The sequence below is a fragment of the Bifidobacterium tibiigranuli genome (genome assembly GCF_009371885.1).
GTDB classification, from domain to species: domain Bacteria; phylum Actinomycetota; class Actinomycetes; order Actinomycetales; family Bifidobacteriaceae; genus Bifidobacterium; species Bifidobacterium tibiigranuli.
Map to the genome: position 1 here is coordinate 45731 of NZ_QLZA01000009.1, position 22849 is coordinate 68579.

The 22849-nt window shown below is 61.5% G+C and carries 25 protein-coding genes and 1 tRNA gene; 9 read left to right on the forward strand and 17 right to left on the reverse strand.

Annotated features, from left to right (window positions below):
- Window positions 1-159: 159 nt before the first annotated feature.
- From DDF78_RS08570 to DDF78_RS08590, 5 genes are all read left to right on the forward strand, one after another.
- On the forward strand, window positions 160-1683 hold the full coding sequence (locus tag DDF78_RS08570; RefSeq protein WP_152580147.1) for a sugar ABC transporter ATP-binding protein: 1524 nt from the start codon (window positions 160-162) through the stop codon (window positions 1681-1683).
- Window position 1684: 1 nt separating this feature from the next.
- On the forward strand, window positions 1685-2683 hold the full coding sequence (locus DDF78_RS08575; protein WP_202613253.1) for an ABC transporter permease: 999 nt from the start codon (window positions 1685-1687) through the stop codon (window positions 2681-2683).
- A gap of 230 nt (window positions 2684-2913) precedes the next feature.
- Window positions 2914-3864 carry a D-ribose ABC transporter substrate-binding protein gene (locus tag DDF78_RS08580; protein WP_152580148.1) on the forward strand — a complete coding sequence of 317 codons (951 nt, stop codon included), beginning with the start codon at window positions 2914-2916 and terminating at the stop codon, window positions 3862-3864.
- A gap of 189 nt (window positions 3865-4053) precedes the next feature.
- The gene (rbsD, locus tag DDF78_RS08585; RefSeq protein ID WP_152580149.1) at window positions 4054-4449 is read left to right on the forward strand and encodes a D-ribose pyranase; all 396 of its coding nucleotides are present in this window, start codon (window positions 4054-4056) and stop codon (window positions 4447-4449) included.
- Between the two features lie 31 nt (window positions 4450-4480).
- The gene (locus tag DDF78_RS08590) at window positions 4481-5608 is read left to right on the forward strand and encodes a ribokinase (RefSeq protein ID WP_152580150.1); all 1128 of its coding nucleotides are present in this window, start codon (window positions 4481-4483) and stop codon (window positions 5606-5608) included.
- Between the two features lie 78 nt (window positions 5609-5686).
- On the opposite strand, the gene DDF78_RS08595 is transcribed toward DDF78_RS08590, so the two are convergent.
- Window positions 5687-5772, reverse strand: a tRNA-Leu gene (locus tag DDF78_RS08595).
- Window positions 5773-5935: 163 nt separating this feature from the next.
- Here DDF78_RS08595 and DDF78_RS08600 point away from each other — a divergent pair.
- Complete coding sequence (locus DDF78_RS08600; protein ID WP_152580151.1) at window positions 5936-6793, forward strand: DsbA family protein; 858 nt, start codon at window positions 5936-5938, stop codon at window positions 6791-6793.
- Between the two features lie 401 nt (window positions 6794-7194).
- Window positions 7195-8364: an AbiH family protein gene (locus DDF78_RS08605; RefSeq protein WP_152580152.1), complete on the forward strand. Its 1170-nt coding sequence runs from the start codon at window positions 7195-7197 to the stop codon at window positions 8362-8364.
- 189 nt (window positions 8365-8553) lie between these two features.
- On the opposite strand, the gene DDF78_RS08610 is transcribed toward DDF78_RS08605, so the two are convergent.
- The 4 genes from DDF78_RS08610 to DDF78_RS08625 all read right to left on the reverse strand — a co-directional run bounded on the left by DDF78_RS08610 (window position 8554) and on the right by DDF78_RS08625 (window position 10837).
- Window positions 8554-8958, reverse strand: coding sequence for a hypothetical protein (locus DDF78_RS08610; protein WP_152580153.1), 405 nt, complete (start codon window positions 8956-8958; stop codon window positions 8554-8556).
- Between the two features lie 157 nt (window positions 8959-9115).
- Complete coding sequence (locus DDF78_RS08615; RefSeq protein ID WP_152580154.1) at window positions 9116-9433, reverse strand: holin; 318 nt, start codon at window positions 9431-9433, stop codon at window positions 9116-9118.
- Between the two features lie 9 nt (window positions 9434-9442).
- On the reverse strand, window positions 9443-10234 hold the full coding sequence (locus DDF78_RS08620) for a C40 family peptidase (protein ID WP_152580155.1): 792 nt from the start codon (window positions 10232-10234) through the stop codon (window positions 9443-9445).
- Between the two features lie 186 nt (window positions 10235-10420).
- Window positions 10421-10837 (reverse strand): hypothetical protein, encoded by a 417-nt coding sequence (locus DDF78_RS08625; protein ID WP_152580156.1) that lies wholly within the window; start codon window positions 10835-10837, stop codon window positions 10421-10423.
- A gap of 56 nt (window positions 10838-10893) precedes the next feature.
- On the opposite strand from DDF78_RS08625, the gene DDF78_RS08630 reads away from it, so the two are divergent.
- Window positions 10894-11946 (forward strand): acyltransferase, encoded by a 1053-nt coding sequence (locus DDF78_RS08630; RefSeq protein ID WP_152580157.1) that lies wholly within the window; start codon window positions 10894-10896, stop codon window positions 11944-11946.
- A 14-nt stretch (window positions 11947-11960) separates the two neighbouring features.
- Here DDF78_RS08630 and DDF78_RS08635 read toward each other — a convergent pair whose 3' ends face one another.
- Window positions 11961-13556, reverse strand: coding sequence for a hypothetical protein (locus DDF78_RS08635; RefSeq protein ID WP_152580158.1), 1596 nt, complete (start codon window positions 13554-13556; stop codon window positions 11961-11963).
- 38 nt (window positions 13557-13594) lie between these two features.
- Here DDF78_RS08635 and DDF78_RS08640 point away from each other — a divergent pair, with 38 nt between their 5' ends.
- Complete coding sequence (locus tag DDF78_RS08640) at window positions 13595-14194, forward strand: hypothetical protein (protein WP_152580159.1); 600 nt, start codon at window positions 13595-13597, stop codon at window positions 14192-14194.
- Here DDF78_RS08640 and DDF78_RS08645 read toward each other — a convergent pair.
- From DDF78_RS08645 to DDF78_RS08695, 11 genes are all read right to left on the reverse strand, one after another.
- On the reverse strand, window positions 14180-14383 hold the full coding sequence (locus tag DDF78_RS08645; RefSeq protein WP_152580160.1) for a hypothetical protein: 204 nt from the start codon (window positions 14381-14383) through the stop codon (window positions 14180-14182). The two genes, DDF78_RS08640 and DDF78_RS08645, sit on opposite strands and share 15 nt — an antisense overlap.
- Before the next feature lie 9 nt (window positions 14384-14392).
- Window positions 14393-14749 carry a hypothetical protein gene (locus DDF78_RS08650; RefSeq protein ID WP_152580161.1) on the reverse strand — a complete coding sequence of 119 codons (357 nt, stop codon included), beginning with the start codon at window positions 14747-14749 and terminating at the stop codon, window positions 14393-14395.
- Between the two features lie 9 nt (window positions 14750-14758).
- Window positions 14759-15502, reverse strand: coding sequence for a hypothetical protein (locus DDF78_RS08655; RefSeq protein WP_152580162.1), 744 nt, complete (start codon window positions 15500-15502; stop codon window positions 14759-14761).
- 38 nt (window positions 15503-15540) lie between these two features.
- Window positions 15541-16659, reverse strand: a complete 1119-nt coding sequence (locus DDF78_RS08660; RefSeq protein ID WP_152580163.1) for a hypothetical protein — start codon at window positions 16657-16659, stop codon at window positions 15541-15543.
- Between the two features lie 7 nt (window positions 16660-16666).
- Window positions 16667-17395 carry a hypothetical protein gene (locus DDF78_RS08665; protein ID WP_152580164.1) on the reverse strand — a complete coding sequence of 243 codons (729 nt, stop codon included), beginning with the start codon at window positions 17393-17395 and terminating at the stop codon, window positions 16667-16669.
- A 3-nt stretch (window positions 17396-17398) separates the two neighbouring features.
- A complete protein-coding gene (locus tag DDF78_RS08670; protein ID WP_152580165.1) occupies window positions 17399-20737 on the reverse strand; it encodes a phage tail protein in 3339 nt (1112 codons plus the stop codon).
- A gap of 12 nt (window positions 20738-20749) precedes the next feature.
- Window positions 20750-20938: a hypothetical protein gene (locus DDF78_RS12130; RefSeq protein WP_237564617.1), complete on the reverse strand. Its 189-nt coding sequence runs from the start codon at window positions 20936-20938 to the stop codon at window positions 20750-20752.
- Window positions 20939-21069: 131 nt separating this feature from the next.
- Window positions 21070-21489 (reverse strand): hypothetical protein, encoded by a 420-nt coding sequence (locus DDF78_RS08680; RefSeq protein WP_152580167.1) that lies wholly within the window; start codon window positions 21487-21489, stop codon window positions 21070-21072.
- Window positions 21490-21511: 22 nt separating this feature from the next.
- On the reverse strand, window positions 21512-22114 hold the full coding sequence (locus DDF78_RS08685) for a hypothetical protein (protein ID WP_152580168.1): 603 nt from the start codon (window positions 22112-22114) through the stop codon (window positions 21512-21514).
- An 18-nt stretch (window positions 22115-22132) separates the two neighbouring features.
- Entirely contained in the window at window positions 22133-22561 is a 429-nt protein-coding gene (locus DDF78_RS08690; protein ID WP_152580169.1) for a hypothetical protein, read from the reverse strand.
- Window positions 22558-22848, reverse strand: a complete 291-nt coding sequence (locus tag DDF78_RS08695) for an HK97 gp10 family phage protein (protein ID WP_152580170.1) — start codon at window positions 22846-22848, stop codon at window positions 22558-22560. Before DDF78_RS08695 ends, DDF78_RS08690 begins: the two co-directional genes overlap by 4 nt.
- Window position 22849 lies beyond the last annotated feature (1 nt).

Genomic DNA, 22849 nt, shown 5'->3' on the forward strand with positions numbered 1-22849 from the left:
TAAACCGCATGCTATGCCATGCCCATGCCACGGCATGCCGCGCGAGCCAGCTATATGCAGATGGCCCGCAGCGGCGACAACGACGACGACCGTGGCGTGATGAATACGCGACGTCGGATCCGGCAGCGAAGCCGGTTCCGGCAAGGAAAGCGAGAGAATATGACCCAATTATCCCTTGTGGGGGTGTCGAAGATATTCGGCAGCTCCAAAGTGGTCGATAGGGTTTCGGTCACCGTCGAACCGGGCAAGGTCCACGTCCTGCTCGGCGAGAACGGCGCCGGCAAATCGACCGTAATCAAAATGATGAGCGGCATCTACCAGCCCGATGGGGGCCGCATCGAAATCGACGGCAAGGAGGTTCGCATCCCGAATGTGGATGCCGCGCGCCGATTCGGCATCGCCGTGATTCATCAGGAGCTCAACATGGTTCCCGAACTCTCCATCATGGAGAATCTGTTCCTGGGCGCGCTGCCGACCAAAGGCGGGTTTGTCGACCGCGCCACCATGAAACGCAAGGCACGTGAGGCCCTTACGCTTATCGGCCTCAACGAGGATGTCTCGACGCCGATGGGAGCTTTGGGCGTGGCCCGCCAGCAGATGGTGGAGATCGCCAAGGCGCTGATGCAGGATGCGTCGATTCTGATTCTTGACGAGCCGACGGCCGCGCTGACGCGCAAGGAGTGCGAGCAGCTCTTCTCGATCATGGCCGATCTCAAGGCCAAAGGCGTGGGCATGGTGTTCATTTCGCACCATTTGGACGAAATCGCGCGCGTCGGCGACGTCGTCACTGTATTGCGCGATGGGCAGTATGTCGGCACTGTGCCGGCGTCGACGCCGGAGGCCGAACTTGTGAAGCTCATGGTCGGCCGGAGCATCGAGAACCAGTATCCGCGCGTGGCTGGCAAGCCAAGCAAGGTCATGCTCAAAGTCGACGGGCTTACGCGAGGCGATGAGATCAACAGCGTCTCCTTCGAAGTGCGCGCTGGTGAGGTCGTTGGCTTGGCTGGACTGGTGGGTGCAGGCCGTACCGAGGTGATTCGCGCGATTTTCGGCGCGGACCCCTACGATTCCGGCAATGTCACGGTTGATGGCAAACCCGTGCCCAAGGCATCCATCGCCAGAACCATCGTCGCCGGCGTCGGGCTGGTTCCCGAGGATAGACGCGATCAAGGGCTGATACTCGACGCCTCGGTGGCCGAGAATCTAGGACTGGCCACCATGATTCCCACCTCGCGCATGGGCTTTGTCGACCGCAATGGTCAGCGCAAGCGCGAGAAGGAAACAGCGAGCAAGCTGCGCATTCGCATGGCCAGCATCGACCAGCGCACGGGCGCGCTTTCGGGCGGCAACCAGCAGAAGGCCGTCTTCGGCAAATGGTCGATGGCCAAGGTCAAAGTGCTGCTGCTCGACGAACCGACCCGAGGCGTGGACGTCGGCGCTCGCGTCGAGATCTATGAACTCATCAACGAAGTGACTGCCAAAGGCGGCGCGGTGCTGATGGCCTCCTCCGATTTGCCCGAGGTGCTGGGCATGTCCGACAGGGTCCTGGTCATGAGCAACGGGCATATCAGCGGCGAGATGCCGGCGAACGAAGCCACCCAGGAGAAAGTCATGGCGCTGGCCGTATCGCATATGCAGGAGGCTGCAACACCTGAAATCAACGAGAATAAAGGAGAACACTGAAATGACTGCCGTGCAACAAGCGCAACCCAATGAAGGGTATGAATCCGGCGCAATCAGCACCGCCGACAAGGTCAAGAAGTTCGTGGCGCGCAACGGGGCGCTGCTCGGCCTCGTCGTCCTGTGCATCATCTTGTCGATTGCTACGCCCGCGTTCCTGACCGGGCCGAACATCCTCAACGTAGGCATTCAGGCCGCGACCGTCGCCATACTGGCATTCGGGCAGACCTTCGTCATCGTGGCTGCGGGCATCGATCTGTCCGTTGGCTCGGTGGCGGCCGTCTCAAGCATGATGGTGGCTTATACCGGCGCTTCCATGGGGCTGCCCGTGTGGCTCACGATTATCGTCGGCCTGCTCACCGGAGCCGGTTTCGGCGCGTTGTCGGGTCTGGCCAACGCCTTCCTCAAGCTGCCGTCCTTCATCGCCACGCTGGCCATGATGTCGGTCGCGCGAGGACTGACGCTGGTGATCTCCGACGGTCGCCCGGTTTCGACCTCCGGCATGGTCAACTTCTTCGGCAGCACGGCGCTGGGCATCCCGGTTCCCATCGTCATGATGGTCATCATGGGCGTCCTGGCCGCAGTGATCCTGAATTTCACGAGCGCTGGCCGTTCGATGTATGCGGTGGGCGGCAACATGGAGGCCTCGCGCCTTTCAGGCATCAACGTGCATAAGACGCAGGTCATGGTGTTCGTTCTCTCGGGCATCTTCGCCGCAGTCGCCGGCCTGGTCATCGCGGGGCGCTTGCATTCCGCGCAGCCGCAGGCCGCCACTGGCTATGAGATGGACGCCATCGCCTCCGTGGTCATCGGCGGAGCCTCCCTTTCCGGCGGCAAAGGCAAGGTTTCAGGCACCTTCATCGGCGCGATTCTGCTCGCCGTCATCCGCAACGGCCTGAACATCCTCAACGTCTCCTCCTTCTGGCAGCAGGTCGTCATCGGTCTGGTCATCGCCTTCGCGGTGAGCTTCGACACGCTGCGTCGAAAGGAGGATGCGCACTGATCGGGAGGGCGTACTCCGGGCGGCGTCGGTCGCTCTGGCTGGCTGAGGCTATGCAGCCGGCCGGGACGATCGGCTACCTGCCTATCGCGCGTCTGTCACTCGGTCGTCAGTCATATGAACCCAGTCATATAAACCCAATCACATAAATTACGTAACCGCGTAACTACCAACCAACAAATATCACAAGAAACAATCAGAAACAAACAGAATAATTAGGAAAGAAGCACATCATGATGAACATTTCAATGAAGAAAGGCATCCGTGCCGCACTTGCCCTCGTCTGCGCGGGAACGCTGATGGTCGGGGCCAGCGCTTGCGGCGGCTCCGGTTCCTCGTCCGGCGGCAACGACAAGGTCGCGCTGCTGGTTTCCACGCTCAACAACCCCTTCTTTGTGGATCTGCGTGATGGCGCGCAGGCCGAAGCCAAGAAGCTCAACATCGACCTGCAGGTCTCCGATGCACAGAACGATTCCGCCACCCAGCAGAATCAGGCGCAGAACGCGCAATCCCAAGGCGCGAAGGCCGTCATCATCAACCCTGTGGACTCCGATGCGGCCGGCCCAGCCGTTGCGCCGCTGCTCTCCGCGAAACTCCCCGTCATCTCTGTGGACCGCTCGGTGACCGGCGAGGACGTCAACTCCCACATCGCCTCCGACAACGTGGCTGGCGGCGCTCAGGCGGCGGACCAGCTCGCCAAGTCCATCAGCGAAAAGGGCAAGATCATCATCCTGCAGGGCACTCCGGGCGCCGCTTCCACGCGCGACCGCGGCAAGGGCTTCAAGGATGAGATCAAGAAGTACCCCGGCATCACCATCGCCGCCGAGCAGACCGCGAACTTCGACCGTTCGCAGGCGCTTGATGTGGCGACGAACCTGATGCAGTCCAACCCCGATGCGGTCGGCATCTACGCCCAGAACGACGAAATGGCGCTGGGTGCGATTCAGGCCCTCGGCTCCAAGGCCGGTGGCGATGTCAAGATCTTCGGCTTCGACGGCACCGATGACGGTCTCAAGGCGGTCAAGAGCGGCAAGATGGTCGGCACCATCGCGCAGCAACCCAAGGAACTCGGCAAGAAGGCGGTCGAAGCTGCGTCGAAACTCATCAAGGGCGAGAAGGTCCAGAAGACCCAATCGATCGAAGTGAAAACCGTCACCAAGGAGAACGTCGCTGATTTCGAGTGACCCGAATCTGGTGGCCCGTGCGTGATAGATGGTATCCGGTGATTTCCGGTAGCTGATACCGGGCATAGGTAGCTGATATGGCCCGGCCAGGCAGGTATTGCCTCGCCTGGCCGGGCCGTATCGGATCGCCCGCACCATACTACTTATTATATAGTGCGCGTCATCAAGGAGTGTCACCAAGGAGGAACTATGCTGACACATGGAATTTTGAACGCCCAACTCGCCCACGCTCTTGCCAGCTTGCGGCATAAGGATCTTTTCGCGATCTCGGATTGCGGGCTGCCGGTGCAGCCGGGCATCGAGGTCATTGATCTGGCGGTAGCTTTCGGCGTGCCGCGTTTCGAGCAGGTGCTCGACGCGCTGCAGTCCGAGCTGATCCTGGAAACCGGTCTTATGGCACAGGAGGCGCAAGGCACTGTCGCCGAATCCTGGGTCAGTGATCGCTTCGCCGTTCCGCTCGAATATGTGCCGCATGACGGTCCCGAAGGATTTAAGGCCCGCGTCAAAGATGCGAAATTCGTGATTCGCACGGGGGAGACAACCCCGTATGCAAACGTTCTCTTCCGCTGCGGCGTGCCGTTCTAAGGTGCCGGGCGGTAACGAAAGGAGCTTTTCTATGGATGAGAATGTGAACGCGCATGCAGCTGCGTTTGCGAGCGAGGGCGCGCATGCGGTTTCGGCTGCGAACGAGATTGCGCATGTGGCCGCAGCTACGGCTCGGGCTGCGGATACAGCTCAGTCTGCGGCCCCAGCTCGAGGCCGTGACGAGGCATTTCGTCTGCTGAACGTCATCGCGCAGACGCATGCCGGCGTCTCGGTCATCGGGTCGATGAACGCCGATTACACGGTTGTGGCGCAGCGGCTGCCGAAGCCGGGCGAGACAATCAACGGCGGCCCGCTGCGGCTGCTGCCTGGCGGAAAATCGGCCAATCAGGCTGCAGCAGCTGCCAGAATCGGTGCCGATGCGCGGATGTTCGGGGCTGTCGGGCAAGATGATAACGCCGATTTTCTGCTCGGATGCCTTAAGGATGCGGGCGTGGATGTGTCGCATGTCGATGCGGTTCCCGGGCCTAGCGGCACGACGGTGATTACGGTTGACGCGCACGGGGAGAACACCATCGTCTACTCCGCAGGGTCCAATGCTTCGGTGACGACCGAGTACGTCCGTGAGTCGCGCGATGCCATAACAGGTTCCTCGGTGCTAGGGCTGTGCTTGGAAAGCCCGATGGAGACGGTGACCATGTGCGCGCGGATATGCCATGATGCGGGCATGCTGGTGCTGCTCAACGATTCGCCATTCACGGCGCAGCTGCCGGCCGAACTTATCGCGGCATCAGATATTCTGCTGGTGAACGAGCACGAGATGTCGCAGCTGCTAGGCATATCCGAACCGGCGGATGGCGATTGGAGCTTGGTTGATTGGCGCGATCTGGCCGCAGCAATGACTCGTTACGGCTTCAATCGGGCGATTGTGACCTTGGGAGCGGACGGCTCCGTGGTGCTGGACCAGTGTTCGGTGCATCGGATACAGCCGGTCCGCGTGGACGCGATCGACACGACCGGATGTGGCGATGCCTTCATGGGCACCGTACTCGCCGGGCTCGCCAGCGGATTGTCCCTGGCGCAGAGCGCGCAATGCGCCTCCTACGTCTCAGCCTACGCCGCGACCGGAGCCGGAGCGCAGAATTCCTACGGCACCACAGCGCAGATCAAGCAGTATTTCGGGGGTGGTGCGGCGATGTGAGCGCGTGTCTGCACCGGGCAGCGACTCGGATGTAGATATGCGAAGGCCCTGCAATCATTGTGATTGCAGGGCCTTGTCTGGTGCGAGTAGGGGGAGTTGAACCCCCACGAGCATTCGCTCACTACCACCTGAAGATAGCGCGTCTACCATTCCGCCATACTCGCAAACAAATAGCTAACTTACTACGTCTTGCTCGTGACCGCAATTCGGTGTGTCGCACTTGGGCTTCTCGTGACTCTATTACCCAGCCCAAGGCGGTACCATAAGTGCACAAACTATGTGCGCACAACGGTACACAACGACGCGCAGCGCGAATGGAGATGGGGCATGGAATTAGGCAAAGACGGCTTTTCGCAGAAGGAGCGTCGTCAGCAGACGATTATCGGCGTGATTGCTTCGGTTCTGGCCGTCGTGCTGGTGGCGGTTATCGCATTCGTAATTTATAGGGCGAATCACCCCACGGTGGTGTCCGAGGGCAGCGAATACGCACAGTTGCAGAAAGTATCGGACAAGCCGAAGAATGCCAATGTTTCCGGTGGTTTCGTGGCCTCCAAGAGTGCCGACCCGAAGAAGGTTCCCACGGTCTCGGTGTTCTTCGATCCGATGTGCCCCTCATGCGGCATGGTGGACCGCGCGCTGAGCCCGACCCTGACGAAACTGTACAACGCTGGCCAAGCCAACATCGAGCTGCATCCGCTCGCTTTCCTCGACCGCAGTTCCAGCGACCAGTATTCCACGCGCGCGGCGAGTTCCTTCGCCTACGTTGGCGAGCACGATCCGGAGCATCTGCTGGCATACATGAGCGCCTTGTACGACGAGAAGTTCCAGCCTTCGGAAACGAATTACCAGCCGGTCAGCGACGCGAAAATCGCCCAGCAGGCCATCGCTGCCGGGGTTGACAGCGCGGTTGCGAGCCAATCCGTGAAAGGCCAGTACAAGGGACTGGGTTGCGAAGGTCACTGCGTACACGATATCGCGCAAGGAGCTGCAGCGTTCGAGCCAGGGAACCTTCGCGACGCCCACGATTCTCATCAACGGCCATTACTGGGCGATGAACGATGCCTCGATAGGCGACCTTCCACACGATTTCGTCGCGGACATAGGTCTCCCCGATGCCGCAGTCGGCAGCAAAACAGTCATGCCCTCCATCGGGTCGGACGGCAAGCCGGTGGAGTGATTTGCTAGAAGGGCTGCTTGGGTTTGGGCTTACGGCGAGAGGGCCGCAAAGGCACCAAGCTATGAAAATGGGAATCGAACCCGCCGTGTTGGCGGTTCGATTCCCATAAGGCCTGTGGAGCTGATGGTAATCGGTATGTTTCTAGTGGAAGTGTTTGATCGCAATGGGTTACAGACTGTGTATGAATATGTACCACACCCATTACCACATAAATGGTGTGTTGTAATGGTCACTATTTCTATGCGTCGTGTTCTCCCGTAGTAAGCATGTATATAGCGGTTGAGAGTTTCAGTGCGGCCTCGTGCGAACACAGTGAATTATATACGTTCGCAAAGCTTGTAGAATTCCAAACGTAATTGGTGGGGCAATTGTCGCTGCGAATGATGTTCGTGAAGGTCAGGTAGAGTTGATGCATCAATTAATAGTGATTGGGAATGGGTTCGATCTGCAATGCGGTCTTCCCTCTAGGTTCAGCGACTTTCAACGGTATAGAGCTAACAGGGTTTCTTCGCTTGGGGTGTTACTGCAGCAAGAACGCGGGGCAGAACAGGATGATGGAGAGCGCGAAAAAAAGGTATCCGGCAAGGACCTGTACAAAGAAGGCGCAACCATCTGGGAAGTTTTGCTCGCGTGTCGGGATAGCAGCCTATGGCGCGACATCGAGGGTGCCATCAGGAACTTTCTTGTGGAAAGTTCAAATCCTTTTGAACGGAAGTTATCCCCTCGACTTTTGCTAAGCTTGCGCTCGGAACCGATGGAACATGAACGGGCGTCACAGTTGTCGAGATTAGGGGAGGCCGGCCCCTTAATATACGATTTTTTAGAAGCCTACCTTACCGACCAAGAATTACAAGTCATCGACATCCATAAGGTGTTGGCATTCCTCTTAGACCAACTCCATAATCTCGAAGCCGAGTTCGGAGAATATCTGGGTGGGTGCTGTCGTCAGGACTACAGATATGCACTCAACGCCAGTGACCTGATCGAAGGACTTTCCTTATCCGAATTGCCCCGCGAGCAAGGGGACTCCATCGAAACGTCGGTCCTTGATTTCAACTACACAGATCCGCTTTCCAGATATACGAGTGAGCATGATAACTTCCATTTGGTCAACATCCATGGGAATGTGAACCGCCCGGTCTTTGGCATAGATGGTAAGGATCTGATGTCCGACCCGGATCTGGTCCAGTTCACGAAGACGTACCGCATCCTTGTATTCAAGAATCGCGAGCAGACAAGAATCATCCACACGGCTTCGGTGGACCATGCGGAACCCACCGAGCTCATAAAATTCTACGGTCATTCCCTAGGGGAGGCTGATTACTCCTACTTCCAGGCGATCTTCGATGGAGTTGATCTGTACTCTAGTAATGCCCGTCTGATCTTCTACTACAATATATGGTCCGAAAGCCCTGGTAATTGGTGTTCCGAAGAGACCGCACAGGCGGACATGTTCCAAAAAGTTACTAGGCTTATGAACGAATACGGGAAGACGATCACCAACAAGGATCATGGTAAGAATCTCATGCACAAGCTGTTGCTAGAGGGTAGACTCACGATCAAACGTTATAATTACTAATCGGCCATCAAACACGAAAGTCATCCCCACCCCCGTAGGAGATGAGGACCATTGTGAGTAGTTCTCTGATGCTGTGCCGTTGGCGGGTTTGGGGATAGAGGTATTCCCTGCCGAAAGTAGATTTGATCACGATGACAGCAGACTCACCCAATCACCTTGAAGAAGTGCATGGAATTATTGAGGAGTCTTCTAGCGTCGTTCCCAAAGTGTTATCTGGTGTTTCGGTTCGCCGAACAACGCCTTGATAACGAACGATCCCAGATATTCGTATCCGGCGTCGGGGGCTCTTCTGACGAACGTGTGACGTAGGAAGCCAATGTCACCATAGCTTCTGGAGCCCTCCCACTGTTCGAGGATATATTGTCCTCCATTGGGTATCGTGGACACGTAGTCCCACCTGTCGGAACTCTCCGTGAAAAACACGACGTGCGTCGGATCGTCGTTCTCCTGCTCTTTGAGCGTGTACGCGGCGTTGCCCGGCCTCGCATCATCGGACGTGACGACGCCCATGCGTCTTAACCCGTCAGCCTGCGTTCGCGCCTTGAATCCTATCGGCGGGATGCTGATGTGATCGACGGTCCAATCTCTTTGCATGTAATCCTCCTTGAAAAAGAACACATTGTTGTGGCTCCTATCGCGTAGTCTACTCACTATTTGTCCCCACACAACGCGGCTAGCAAACGCGAAAATCGCCCCCACCTCCCGTAGGAGATGAAGGCGACACGGGTGATTGTGGAATTCGTGGACTTACTTATTTGCTGGTGATTTGTCTGATGCTGTCTCCGTCACTGACTTCGGGGATGCCGGTGATGCTGTTGAACAGGCTGAGCACCCCGGCCAACGCGGCGGCTCCGGCTACCATTATCCAGTCGACGCCGCCGATGGTGACGGCGCTCACGGGAATGATGGCGATCGCGGACTGGGCCGCGGTCTTCAACGCGCGGATGCCGGCGGCCTTTACCCAGTCGGCGAGTTTCCTCGTGGTTTTGTCCTCCGCCGCGCTGGCCGAGGCGTTGTCGGTGTTGTATTCGGACTGGTCCTGTGCGTCCGGTTTCGTTTCCTCCGTCATGATTGCTCCTTAGAAGGTGTTGGTGTTGAGTCTGGATTGCAGTGCGCGCACGGTGGCGGGGCCGAAGCTGCCGTCAGGGGTGACGCCGAGGTGTCGTTGGATGGCCTTGATGGTGCCCGGGCCCATGAGTCCGTCTGCGGTGAGTCCGAGCCTGCGTTGCACGGCGCGGATCAGGTCGCTGCCGCCCGGACCATAGGCGACGGCGTACAGGTTCGGCCGCGCGTATGTGCCGTCCGGGTGTAGCTGGCCGCTGATCACCCCGTCGGCCGTGGTGCCCATGACCTGCTGCCAACGGCGTACCGTGGCCGGCCCGCAGTCGCCGTCAACCGTGAGTTTGTTCGACGCCGCCGGTGTTGGCGTGGGCGTGGTGCCGCCGGTGTATCTGAGGTAGCAGTTCCAGGGGAAGTCGTAGTAGGCGCGGATGTTGGTCTCCTGGCCGGTCTGGTCGCCTCCCTGCCCGGTCGCCGTGCGGTGCTCGGAGTAGCTGGCCTGGGCGAGTTGCCCGCCGCCGAGGTATACGGCGACGTGGTCCCGGTCGTTGAGCAGGATGTCGCCCGCCTGCGGGTTCCCGTCGTTCGCGATTCGACTCCAGCCCCGGGCGGTGAGCTGGGCGCTCATGTTGCCCGTGTATGTGGCCGATCCGGTGTCGAACCCGGCTTCGCGCAGGCACCAGATGACCAGGCTGGAGCAGTCGCAGTTCCCGCCTGGTCTGATGTTCCACCGGTCGTTCTGGCTGTAGCCCAGGCTCACCGTCTGGCACCAGTAGCGCATCCGGTTGATGAGCGTGTTGAGATTGCCCATGATCAGTCCTCCTTCGTTTCCTCGAGTGCGGCGAGCGAGTCCTGTTCGCTTATCGGCGTGATGTCGGGCGGCATGGAGTCGCCCTGCGGTTGTGTGATCTCGGCCATGATGGTCTCCTTATGGTTGGTTGTTTTGGGGTATCAAAAGGCCGCTCATGATGAGCGGCCTTGGATTGGGTGAGGATGGCTAGGGTCGGTCGTGGGTGTAGTCCCAGTCGTCGTCGTGCGCGCGGCGCGCGTAGTTCTCCTCGAGTTGTGACAGTCTGATGTGACCGACCCCGTTGCCGCCGATCCTGCTGTATTCACGGCCCGACTGGATGGCGCTCTCATGGCTGTTCTGATCGAACGGGTGCGCGAAGAGGCATTGGCGCAGCACGATCAGCTTCAGATCATGGATTTCCTCGCCGAGCTGTGATTCCTGCCGGTCGAGGACGTCGAAATGGTGGTCGCCCTTCTCCAGCTGCCGGACGAACACCTCGAGGTCGGCTTTGGTGACCGTGCCACGGCGTTTGGCCAGGTGCTGGGTGGTCCAGCCGACGAGGCTGCTGAGCGCTCCGCTCATGATGATCGCGGTGACGATGGCGACGATGGAATCCTCGGACATGGGGCTCCTTGAGAAGAATTCTTGTTTCCCGCTGCCCAGAACCATGATGCGAGCTGGTGGCACGGGATTGGTTGGATGACGACTGGGAGTATGCTGATGCCATGACCAAGCAGCGTGACTCATACTGGGATCTATGGCGGGGCGTGGCGATCATTGCCGTGGTGTGGATCCATACGAAATCAGGGGAATCCTACGCCGGCTGGGGGCATGACTATTGGGTCGTCGTCAAGAAGCTCATCGACTTCCCGGTGGCGCTGTTCCTGTTCATTTCGGGCTATCTGGTCAACATTGACAAACTCCGCGCACCCGGAACGTGGATGAAGACGCGGATGGTACGGCTGCTAATCCCGTTCTTCGTCTGGTCGGGCGTGTACACGATCATCGAGACCGTGAAAAGCCAAGGGGCGGTACGTCCCTTGGCGACGCTGGTGAAGTTCGTGTTCGGCTTCTCGGCCATGCCCCTGTACTTCATCCTCGTGCTCGTCCAGCTCACAGTGCTCACGCCGCTGCTGGTGCAGGCGCTGCACACCCGATGGGTCTGGGCATGGTACGCGCTGACGCCCGCATACGTCGTCCTGCTCTACGCCTGGACGATCAGGACCGGCGGCATGCCTCCCAAATACTACTGTCTGTTCCCCGGCTGGCTGTGCTTCTACCTGATGGGCCTTCATCTTCGTCAAAACCAGACGAGCATCCCCGCCGCATGGATGGCGGCGGGCTTCGCGGTCAGTACGGCTGCGGGCGTCGCCGAATCATACGCGCTGCTGCATGCGGGGGCGTCGCCCGAACTGGCCGGCAGCCAGCTTTCGGCCACGTCCGTCGTCGGCTCCTGCTTCCTGCTGCTGCTCGTATACGCGATGCGTCGGCCAGCCAAGCCCTCGCCGTTGTCCGCGCTGGGAGTGGATTCCTACGGCGTGTACTACCTGCACATACTGTGGATGGGGTTGATCAGCCCTGCGTTCGACGTGGGCGGCATGTTCGTCTCGGCCCCGCTGCCCGCGATACAGGCCATGCAGGTCGTGACCGTGGTCGCGGCGAGCCTGTTGACCATGATGGCCGTCAGGAAGCTCGCCGGCCGCCGACCGGCGTCGCGGCTTCTGGGTTTCTAGGACGTTTCCTCAGGTCAGATGGCCGGCGTCGAGTGCGGGTTCCTTGGCGCATAGGGATAGGTCAGGTCCCGTCCCGCTGCGATGTCGGCGGCGTCGGCCTTGAATATCGGCTGCCCGTCGCCCGCGGAGCACAGCACCTCATAGGTTCTCACAGCGCCTGACGCGGTCATGCCCGACAGCTTCCCCGCCACCGCCAGCTTGAAGAAGTTGCCCGTAGCGTTCGAGATCAGTTCCTGGCTGTTGTTGAGCATGACGTTGACCTGCTGGCCGAGCGGCGGGAGCGGCAGCCGCTGTCTGCTCTGTCCGGGGAATATCGTCCAGGACGCGTCCAGCAGGTTGTCATACGTCGCGTACAACAGCGTGCGGGGGTAGGTGCTCAGCCTGGACCTGATATTGCGGTACGCGCTGGCGTTGTCGAACAGGTCGTAGGAGAGCGTCACCTGGTTGGAGTCCACCGACGCCCACGAGTACGTCGCGTCGACCGACACCGGCCAGGTCATGCCCGAATCGTCGACATGTCCCACGCTCTGGAACGCCCAGTTGCCCTTCGACGTGATCTCCCCGGTCATGTCGATGATCGTGACCGGAGGAGTGGGCGAGGTCGAGGCGGACTTGATGAGCATGTTGTTCAGGCACAGCTCCTGCGCGCACTGCACCAGCTCGCAGCCGTGCCATCCACGCGAACCGTTCGCGGTGATGCCGATGCCGTACGAGTAGTTGCAGTGCCGGGCGGTGCACTGATAGCAGATCATGTGCTCGCCCTCGATGTCGAAGGCGACCCTGTGCAGGAACACCACGCACCGGTCTACCAGGTTGTCCGACCCGTAGCTTGAGACCTGGATGCTGCGGATGCCCGTGAACCCGATGACCGATTCCGGGGTGGACAGCGTGTTTGGTTTGCGCACGCTCACAGAGCACAGCGACGCCGCGAACGAGCTCGCGCCCATGCCGTTGATGCCGACCGCGGGCTTGGTGTTGTCCGGGTAGTCGATGCCGATGCCGGAGATGTGGAAGTTGCATCCCGGATATACGCCACGCTGACGGAGTCCCACCACGGTGGCGTTGTCCGGCATCGCGTCGTACGCGTGGTCACTGACGTGCAGCACGCTGCCCGTCAGTTCGTATGTTCCCCCCGAAATCTTGCGGTATGGGTAGCCGAATCCACGGATGTCAACACTGGCCTGCCTGTCTGCGGGAAGCTGCAGCATGTAGCCGTAATCATCCCACGAATCCAGCCAGTACCCACCGTTGCATACTAGGAGCGGCGCGTTGCTTTCGATTGCAGCTGACAGAGCCTGCCTCAGTTCGGCCTCGTCGTTCAAACCGTCGCACACGTAGTCAGCGATCGCCTTGTCGTGCGGCGTGGAATCCACGGCCGCGATGAGCACGTGGGTTCGCGACCGGCGCAGCAGCGTCGGCTCGCCCAGCAGCGCCGCATTCGTGTTGCTTGAACCGCCGGACACGTACCCGGCCACGGCCTGGTCCGCCGGCACCGCGTTCACGCCCGGCAGCCCCTGTATGCCCTGCGCTCCTGGGTTACCCTGGGTACCCGGTATCGCCATGATCCGTCGTCTGTCGATGATCTGATCGACCGTGATTGTTTCAGCCATATGATTGCTCCTTGCAGAAAATGAGTACAGTTTTGTTTATGTCCAAGGGGAAAAGAAGACGGTCGTCCAAGAGGGACAAGTCATCCGGAGAGATACTGAAGTCCGCTCAATCAAGCCTTGACCGAGCAAAAAGAGCTTGGGAAAGATACCGGGAACGGGGAGCGGACGCGGATTTGTTCCTTAATGAAGCCCTGATCAACACGGTCGGCGTGATGTACAAGCTTCGCAACAACAAACGAAGGCATGGTCCCGAGTGGGAAAGTCGTTTCACCGCGTTGGAGGCAACCCCCCGGATGCAATGGCTGAAGCATTACCGCGACGGCGACCAACACGGCCTCGAAGAGGGGACTATGTCCAGCTCAGCCTATATCAAGCATCTGGGCTCTGCGGAACTCTGGGGGATGGCTCCTCCCGGGGCCGTTAATGCCTCACTGGGCGATCAGTTCGGGCGTTGCTTCTGGACTGTTCGAAGACCTGACGGACGAGAGGAGAGGAGATACTTCGTCCCGCCCCAATCCATGTTCAGCACTGGTCTTGTCGGCTCAGACGAAAACGGCGAATACGAGATCGAAACACTACTCCCGAATCTCATCGACGAATTGCAATCACTGATCGACTCGGCTTCACGTTCCCTGTAGCCAGTTGATGATGCCGGCCAGCTCCCGCAGATTGACGTCCATCTCGAGTTGCGCGTCAAAATAAGGTCTTCCGTCGTAACCGGTGCCGCATTGAGACGAATAGTAGCCGCCATGCCTTGCCTGATACTCAAGGAAAGCTTCGTCAAGCATGCTCGCCGTCAATTTTTTCAATGGTTTCCGTTTTGCCATATTCTCCTCCTAGCTCAGATGCCAGTAGCCTTCGCCAATCCGTTCCACATGTCGGTCTGTGCCCATGACCTGCATGCGCCATATGCCAGAGCGGCGTCCGTACCATACGTCAGATTTGAACGCGTCCGGTGGGATGTCCACGATCGCGTAGCCGTCCGCAGTCAGCGTCAGGCCCGTGGACCACCACCAGGTCCCGTCCGGCCCGGCCAGCACGAACCTACCTGTCCAGCCGCTCATGTCCAACGGCGCGAACGGGCCGGTCTGCGTGGTCTGCACCTCGGTGACGACCGCCCGTCGGATGCTCGAGCCGCGCCGCAGCAGCAGATCGGCCCGCACCGTGCGATCATCGTCGTAAACTCCGCTCATGATTGCCTCCTATACGCCTTGATGGTCGAGGGCGTCGAGCCGTCGGAACACCGTGTCGAAATTGAGTTTGACGGTCACGAGGACCTTGTTCTGCAGGTCGTCGATGTACGTCTGCTGCGACTGCAATTGCCGGGTGATGCCCTGCAGCGTCTGGACGGTGTCGCCCTGGTTGCCGACGATGCCGGACAGCTGGGAGACGATGGACGACAGTTGGCCTTGCTGCGTGCCGAGCTGGTCCTGGGCCGTCTTGAGCTGCCGCTGCTGCTCGGACAACGTGTCCTGCTGCGACTTCAGCTGTTCCTGTTGGGCTGCGAGGAGCTCCTGCGCGGCTTTGAGTTGTTTCTGCTGCTCGGCCAGCTGTTTGGTGAGCTCGTCGAGTTTGCGGGTGATCTGTCCGATCTCCGTGCCCGTGGGGCGGTTCGCCTCGGCCTTCTCCCGGTCCTGCGCCTCCCGGGTTCGCTGGGACGTGAGGATCTGGTCGGCGGTGCCGGGCTGGTAGCGGCGTTCCGGCGTCCAGTCGTCATCGGCGGGGGCGGCCGGGTCCACCCCGGCTGGAATTGTGCCCGTGTCATCCACTGGTGCCTCGACCACTGTGCCACTGCTCGCCGTGTTCTCCTCCGTGGGTAGTATGGCGGACAGCAGCATCGGCGCGATCGCCACACCGGCATAGGAGGGCTCCGTGACGGCCACGTCGGCGACCTCGATGGCCAGGGCGGCGATCTGCCTGGCCTGCGAGCGCACGTGTCTGCTCATCGCGTCCAGTGAGATGCGGAGTGGTTTCAGGTTCTTGTTCATGCGCGTTCCCTTGCCTGTACGGTGCGCCAGTCGGAGCTGCTGGATCCGCTCACGTCGGTGATCTTGAGATACAGGAGCCGGCGTCCGAGATAGTCGTCCTCCACTCGCAGGTCGAGGTGGTCGCCCACGTGCGGGTCGTATTCCTCGCCGAGGAGGATTTCATATGTTTCGCTGGGCCATGCGCCGAGTGCGGCCTGGGTGCGCGCGTAGGTGCGCAGCGTGTCGAGCTCGCTCACGGTGGTGTGCTCCGTGTTCGTGGATTGCATGAACGGCATCGACGCGTCCCGGTATTGCGTGGGCAGGGTGGCGCGGGTCATGACGGTCTTGTCGTCGTTCTTGCCGCCCGCGGCCCACACCTGCGTCGTCAGCGGCGAACCGTCCTCATCCGAGGCGGAGAGCATGGCGCGCACGCCGGGAAGCGTCGCGTTGATCATGAGCTCATGGTCGACGAGCTCCGACGCGGACTCCAGCAAAAACGAAAGACGGCCGTTGTAATCGAGGGACGGGGTGAAGCGGTATTCCTGCGCCTGGTCGAGGTTGGCGAGGTCGCGTATCCGGTCCGCGCAGGTGGCCAGGTCCCAGCCGCCGTACGTTCGGGTGAACGAGCCGCCCTCCAACGTCGGCAGCGTGAACGGTATGGCACCCCATTTGAGGGTCTCCGCGATGATGCCGCGCGCGATGTCGCGGTACGAGCCGGTCAGCGTCAGCGCCCAGTCGCCGGCGGGGTGATTGTCGTCCACCAGCACGTCACCCTCGCGGAAGCTCGAGTCCAGCCCATGGTTGAGCACGAGTCTCTTGCCCAGCAGCGTCCACCCGCCCCCGCACGTGAACGAGAGTTTGCGGCCCTTCGCGTCCCACTTGCGCGACGTCACCGGGCCCGCGTGGATCACCCGCTGGCCGCGCTGGACCGCGAGGATCACCTTCCACGGGCGCAGCGCGTCATGCAATGACATGCCGTTGACCGTGAGCCGTTTCGCCATCGAGCTGAATACGACATCCACGGACAGCTGTCCGGGCTCGTTGATGGAGTCCGACCACGAGCAGCCCGTGTACGGCAGGCGCGTGAGATGCTCGCCGGTCATGGCGCTGTACGCGTGCACCGTGAGATTCCTCATGGCATCCTCACTTCCAGCAGGGCCGCACCAGCATCGAGAGCTGGCCGGCGTCGATGGACACGGGTATTGAACTTCTGCCCGGAGGTATCGCGAACGCGTCATCCACCGAGACGAGGCCCTGGCTTGGCTGCATGCTCTCGAAATCCAACGTCAGAGCCTCGGCCGAGCCGCTCCACACGACCGTCTGACCGCCCAATGAAAGCGTCAGCCGGGAGACGCCGGACGCGCGCACGACCGGCCAGGATTCCATGTTCCCGGCGTTCTCCACCTGCATCAGACCGTTTGACGCCGGATAGGATATCCAGTCGCCATACTTGTGCGGGTCGGGGCAGTGGACGATCAGCGTGAACTCGAACCCCTGCTCCGTCCAACGCATCGTCGGCTCCGGATCGTCGGCGAGCGCTCCGGTGAGGGTGCGTTTGCCGTGGGCGTCGTGGACGGTGATGGTGAGCGGTCGGCCCCAGAGGTCGCAGATGCGGTCGGTGGCATTTGCGGATTCGATGCTGGTGAGCCATTTGGCGATGCAGTCGATGGTGATGTCGCGGCTTTTCTGGGTGAGGCGGCTGGGCCAGTATTCGCCGTCCTGTTGGGGTTTGGCTTCGAAGGACTCTTTGTAGCTTGGGGTGCCGAGGAGTCCTTTGATGCCGTTTTTTCTGATGCCCCAGATGTGTCGTGGGTTGTGCCAGTGGTCGGATAGGGCGATGGTGTCGGTGTCGCTTTGGATGGTGATGCGCATGGTCTACCACCTGTCCGCCGCGGCTTTGCTCCGCGCGCTCCACATGCTCAGGACGGTGTCGGGGTCGGTGCCGCGTGCGTCGATTTTGGTGTCGACGATCACGGTCTTGCCTTGGCTTTGTCCGGTTTGGGTCGGGTAGCCGGCGGCCGGGTTGGCGGCGACGCCGACGTTCATGGTGTCCGGTACGACGTCGGTCAGCGCCTGCACCGCATGATTGACGACGGGCATGGTGTCGGTGATGCCGACGGCCATTCCCTTGGCGAGCATGACGCCGATCTGGTCGCGGAACACGCGTGAGGGGGAGTGGATGCCGAACAGGCCCTTGACCTTGTCGACGATGCCGCCGGCCCATCCGCCGATTTTGTCCCACAGCCAGCCGCCCATGCTGATGATGCCGTTCCACAGGCCGGACACGAGGTTCCTGCCCACATCTACCATGCCGCTCAGCAGTCGTCCGATGCCGTTTATCGCGTTGGATACGACGTCGGTGATGCCGTTCCACACGCGTGGCCAGTCGCCGCTGAAGATGCCGCTGATTATGTTGACGACGCCGCGTACAACCCCGACTATGTTCTGCATGACAGCCGATATGGTCCCAATGACACTTTGTACAACTGGCATGAGTGACTGGATATTGGGCAGGAGGATATCTGTTATCGCACTCGTAATGAGTGCGATAACAGATTCGAAGATGCTGCCTAATAGTGTCCACCCGGATGAGACGTATGCAACGACAATACCGACTATTTCAACTATCGAATTAATAATCGGCAACAGCGTTTGGATCACTTGAGCTACAGCCTGTACAACCACGCTGATTATTGGGACTAGTGCCTGGACGATTGGTACGAGGATTCCTATCAAAGTGCTTGCGACCTGCACGATGACGCCTAGTATCTGCGTCACGGATGGCAGCAGTGCGATGATGAGGCTCGTCAGTGGGGGCAGCAGCGCCGTGATGATGTTCGTCAACGGCGGCACCAGCAGCTGGATCGCGGTCATCAGCGGGTCCAGGATCTGCGGGATCAACGGCGCGAGCGCGCTGATGACCGCCGCGACCACGGGGATGAGCTGCTCGATGGTGTTGGTGACGACCGGCATGAGCCTGGTCAGCGCCCCCGAGATGGTGTTGGCAAGGAGTTCGAACGTCGGCTGCAGTTGGGTGAACGCCTGCTTAAGCGAGGCGAACACGTTCGACAGTTGCGCGCCGAACATGTCCTGCAACTCCGGGGACGTGGCGATCAATGCCGCGATGGCGGCGGTGAGCACTCCGATCGGTCCGCCGAGCATCTGCAAGGGGCCGGTCAGTTTGCCGAGGACGCCGCCGACGAGTGGTATCTTCGCCAGCAGCGGGGACAGTCCGCCGACGCCCAGCGCAGCGAATCCGGCGGTGAGTGGTGCCAGGATGTTGCCGAACTGGCCGACGACCCCGGTGATGGCGTTTATGGCCTGCTGGAATGGTGCGGGCAGCAGCGCGGTCAGCGAGGAGAACATGGCGGGTATCGCCGCCACGACGCTTTTGGCGATCACCCCCACCCTGGGCAGAATGTTCTGCAGGGCGATGCAGATGCTCGAGGCGAGCTCGTTGGTCAGCCCTGGGATGTCCGCGTCTGATTTGCCGAGTTCCGCCAGCCAGTTGGACCAGGCGGCCTTCATGCTGCCGATGGACCCCTCGATGGTGGTCGCGGCCTCACGCGACGTGGTGCCGGTGATGCCGAGCTGCGTCTGCATGACGTGGATCGCCTGCACAACGTCAGAGAACTTGCTGATGCTCAGGTCGCCCATCTCGCCATGGGCCTTTTTGACCTTGTTCGCGTCGGAGACGAGCCGTTGCATCTCCTCCTTGGTGCCGCCGTACCCGAGCTTGAGGTTGTCGAGCATCGTGTAGTTCTGCTTGGCGAACCCCTGGTAGGCGTGCTGGATGTCGCCGATGCCCGTGCCGAGCTTGTTGGCGTTGTCCGACATGTCGACCATGGCCATGTTGCCGGCCTCGGCGGCCTTGGCGGTGTCGCCCCCAAGAGAGCTGATGAGGCTCGCGCTGAAGCTGGTGATCTGCTCCATGTAGTCGTTCGCGGACACGCCGGCGGTGCGGTATGCCTGCTTCGCGTACCCCTGCACCGTCTGCGATGCTCCCTTGAACAGGGTGTCGATGCCACCAACCGCCTGCTCGTACGTGCTGTATGCGGAGAACGCCGATTTGCCCATCGAGGTGAGTGCCGGGATGAGTGCGGTCACGCCCGCAGCCACGCCGGCCATGCTGACCGTCGCGATGCTTCTGAGCGCGTTCGCAGCCTTCGCGGCCCCGTCGTGGAAGGCGGACGCGATGCCCGAGGCCACGGTGCGCGCCGCGGCGGGGATGCTGCCGAGCACGCCCGCGGCCGCGCCGCCCACATTGGACAGGTAGCCGCCCACCATGCTCGCCACGGGTTGGAAGGGCTTCACGATGAACGATGCCGCGGATGCCGCGGCCGTGCCGATCGCGGATGCTGCGGTTCTGAACGGCTGGGGGATGTGGGACGCGATGCCGCTGACCGCGCCCCCGATCGCGCCGCCCCACCCGGACAGCGTCGACTGCGTGGCCCTGACCGCGCCCTGCAGACCGGTCGTCATCTTGGATCCGAGTTGAGTGGCGAACCCGCCGATCTGACCCAGTCCGCTCTTCACGAACGCGCCGATGCTGCTGAGCACGGGCTGCAACGTGTCCAGGCCGAGCAGGGAGCGGGCCAGAGAGCCGACCGCTCCCGACAGTCCGGTGAACGAGCTGCGCCCGGCGTCCAGCGAACGGAATCCCGCGGCGAACATGGAGACCTGGCCCCGGAAGCCGCGGGCGGACGTGTTCGCCGCATGGGCCGCGACGTCCTCCGCCGCGGAAAGCCGGCTTTTCGCTTCGGAGAGCCGTTCCGTCGCCGCACGCACGTTGTCGGCGGCGGTGCCCTCGCGCAGCTGCGCGGTCTCGAGCCGTATGGCAGCCTTCTCCGCCTGGATGGACCCCTCGCCGTGCTTGGCGATGGCGGTGGAGAGCTTGTCCTGTGCATCCCTCACGCTCAGGGCCGCGTCCTTCTGCTTGAGTAGGGACGCCGAGTAGGATTGCGTCGCCTTCGCGACATCCTGTTTGAAGGGGTTGAGCACGCCGTCGGCGAGCCCCTCGGCGCTGGATGCGAACCCGGTGCGGAGCCCGCCTCCCAGCCGCGATCCCATGCCCTTGCCGTCGAACGCCCGGGACATGCGCGAGGAGCCCTCGCGTCCGGCGGCGTCCATCTCCTTGTTCACGGCGGAGCGGAACCCCTTCATGGAGGGGAAGATGGACACGTGGCCCTGACCGACCTCGGAACCGAACGACATGATGGGCCTCGCCTACTCGTAGAGATGTTGGAACACCGGCGACATCGAGCCGGCCGCTTGGCGCAGCTCGTCGTCGTCGGCCTTGCGCGCCTCGGTCCGGCGTCTGCGCGCCAGGCCGTCGAGGGGTTTGGGGAACAGGTCGCTGGCGAGCGCGTAGATGACGGTGAGGTCGGCCCAGCCGGCCGGATAGTCCAGTCCCATGACCTCGGCACCCGTGTACGTGGAGGGGTCGTCGGCGAGGCATTCGTACAGGCCGATCGCGTCCCCGTAGCGCAGACGGTTGCCGAGGTCCTTCTGCAGGCTCCACCCGTGGAGCGCGAAGTCGGCCCGGACTACCCTGCCGTGTTCGTGGAGCCGATCGACGAACCAGCGGATTTTCCCAGGTCGGCCCCCTGCGAGCGGGTGATGGTGCGCCCGTAGTCGTCGAGGATGTTCTGCACCACCTGGATGGGTTCCCGCTCCAGCTGCTGCGACTGCTTGTCGCCGGCGAAGGCCGAGAGGATGCGTTTGATCTGCTCGATGCTCTCCGTGTCGGTCTGCGCGTTGCTCAGCGCCTCGAAGTCGTTGATCGACAGGGCCAACGGCAGCTTGTAGATCGCGCCGCCGGGCGCGAGCGCCCAGAAGAGGTCTCCCTTGATGATGTGCCGGGTGTGGAAGCGTTGCGAGATGTCGTGCAGCGCCTCCGTTTCGGCGGTGTCGGTCCAGGCGTCGAATTCCTCGATGGTGGGGCTGGTGGTGGTTGTTCTGCTCATGGGTGCTCCTGTCGGTTATGGGTCACGGCTCCGGCGTGGGTGCCGGGCTGGTGGGGTCGTAGATGCTTTCGAAGTACCGGTGGCCGTCGTAGTTGGGGTCCGGCTGCCAGGTGACGGTCAGCGCGCGGCCTTTGACGCTGCCGCGTTCGGATTGTCCGGGCTCGTTGCCGGTGACCTGCACGACGCCGGCGCGGCGGCGTACACGGCCTCCACGCAGCGCCTCCTCCTGGTAGGCCATCCACTTGTCGTCGCGGAGGATGTCGTCGACGGCATATACGCCGTCCGCGTCGGGTTCGCCCACGGTGATGAGGCGGGTGAGGTCGTTGTCCTCGGCGGCGGTGAACGCGGTGGTGAGTTTCGGTTCGGGCTGCAGGAGGTAGCCCGACTGGTAGAACTCGGTGGGGTCGTCGGCGTCGCGCCCGTCCTGCGGGCCGCCGTCGGACGTGATGAGTCCGACGCAGGCCTTGGCCGGCGCGTACGCGTCGGGAAGCTCCGGCTTCGCCTTGGATCTGGCGATCATCGTTCTGGTGATCTTGTTCGCGTCCGAATAGGGCACGAGGCTGATGGCACCGGTGATCGGCACCTCGACCTTGCTTAGGTCGTTGCCTTGGGAATCTGCTGTCATGATTGGCTCCTTTGATGGTTATTGGTGGATTTCGCCGTCGACCGCGTACGTGAACGTCATGTAGTAGCAGGCCACGTCGAGGTCCTCGGTGATCGGATACGGTCCCTTGCAGTTGTCGCCGTCCAACGCGAGGATCCTGCTGTCCGGCGCATGCCCCTCGAGGATGTCGGGGTCGGCGGTGAGCAGGCCGTACACCCGTCTGGCCAGGTCCTTGCAGGGCTTCGGCCGGGAGCGGCTCCAGCCCCTGACCGTGACGGCCAGCGTCGTGTCGAACACCACGCGTTCGGATTGGCCGTTCACCGTCTCGGACACGACTATCAGCGGATAGCCGCCCCGGTAGTCCGACGGCTCGCGGTTGCCGACCTGCAGGTCCCTGACATCCGTGAGCGCCGGGTTGAGGTAGGTGCAGGCCCATGCCTCGAGGTCGGTGGGGAGGACGGTGCTCATGTTCTGGCCTTGCGGAAGGCGCGGGCGAGGTTCTGCGTCCGGGATTCGATGAGCATGGTCTTGGCATCGTGCCCGACGACCATGTAGGTGGTGCGGTGCGCGTGTTCGACTTCTTCGATGCCGAGGCGGTCGCGGTATTCGCCGGTGTCCACGGGAGCGTTGGCCACGGCCTGCGCGAGGGTGCGTTCGGCGGATTGGCGGGTGAGCTGTTTGACGCCTTCGGATTTCATGATCGCGTCAAAGAACCGGTCGTCGAAGTCGATGTATGTCTGTCCGGCCCTGGGCATG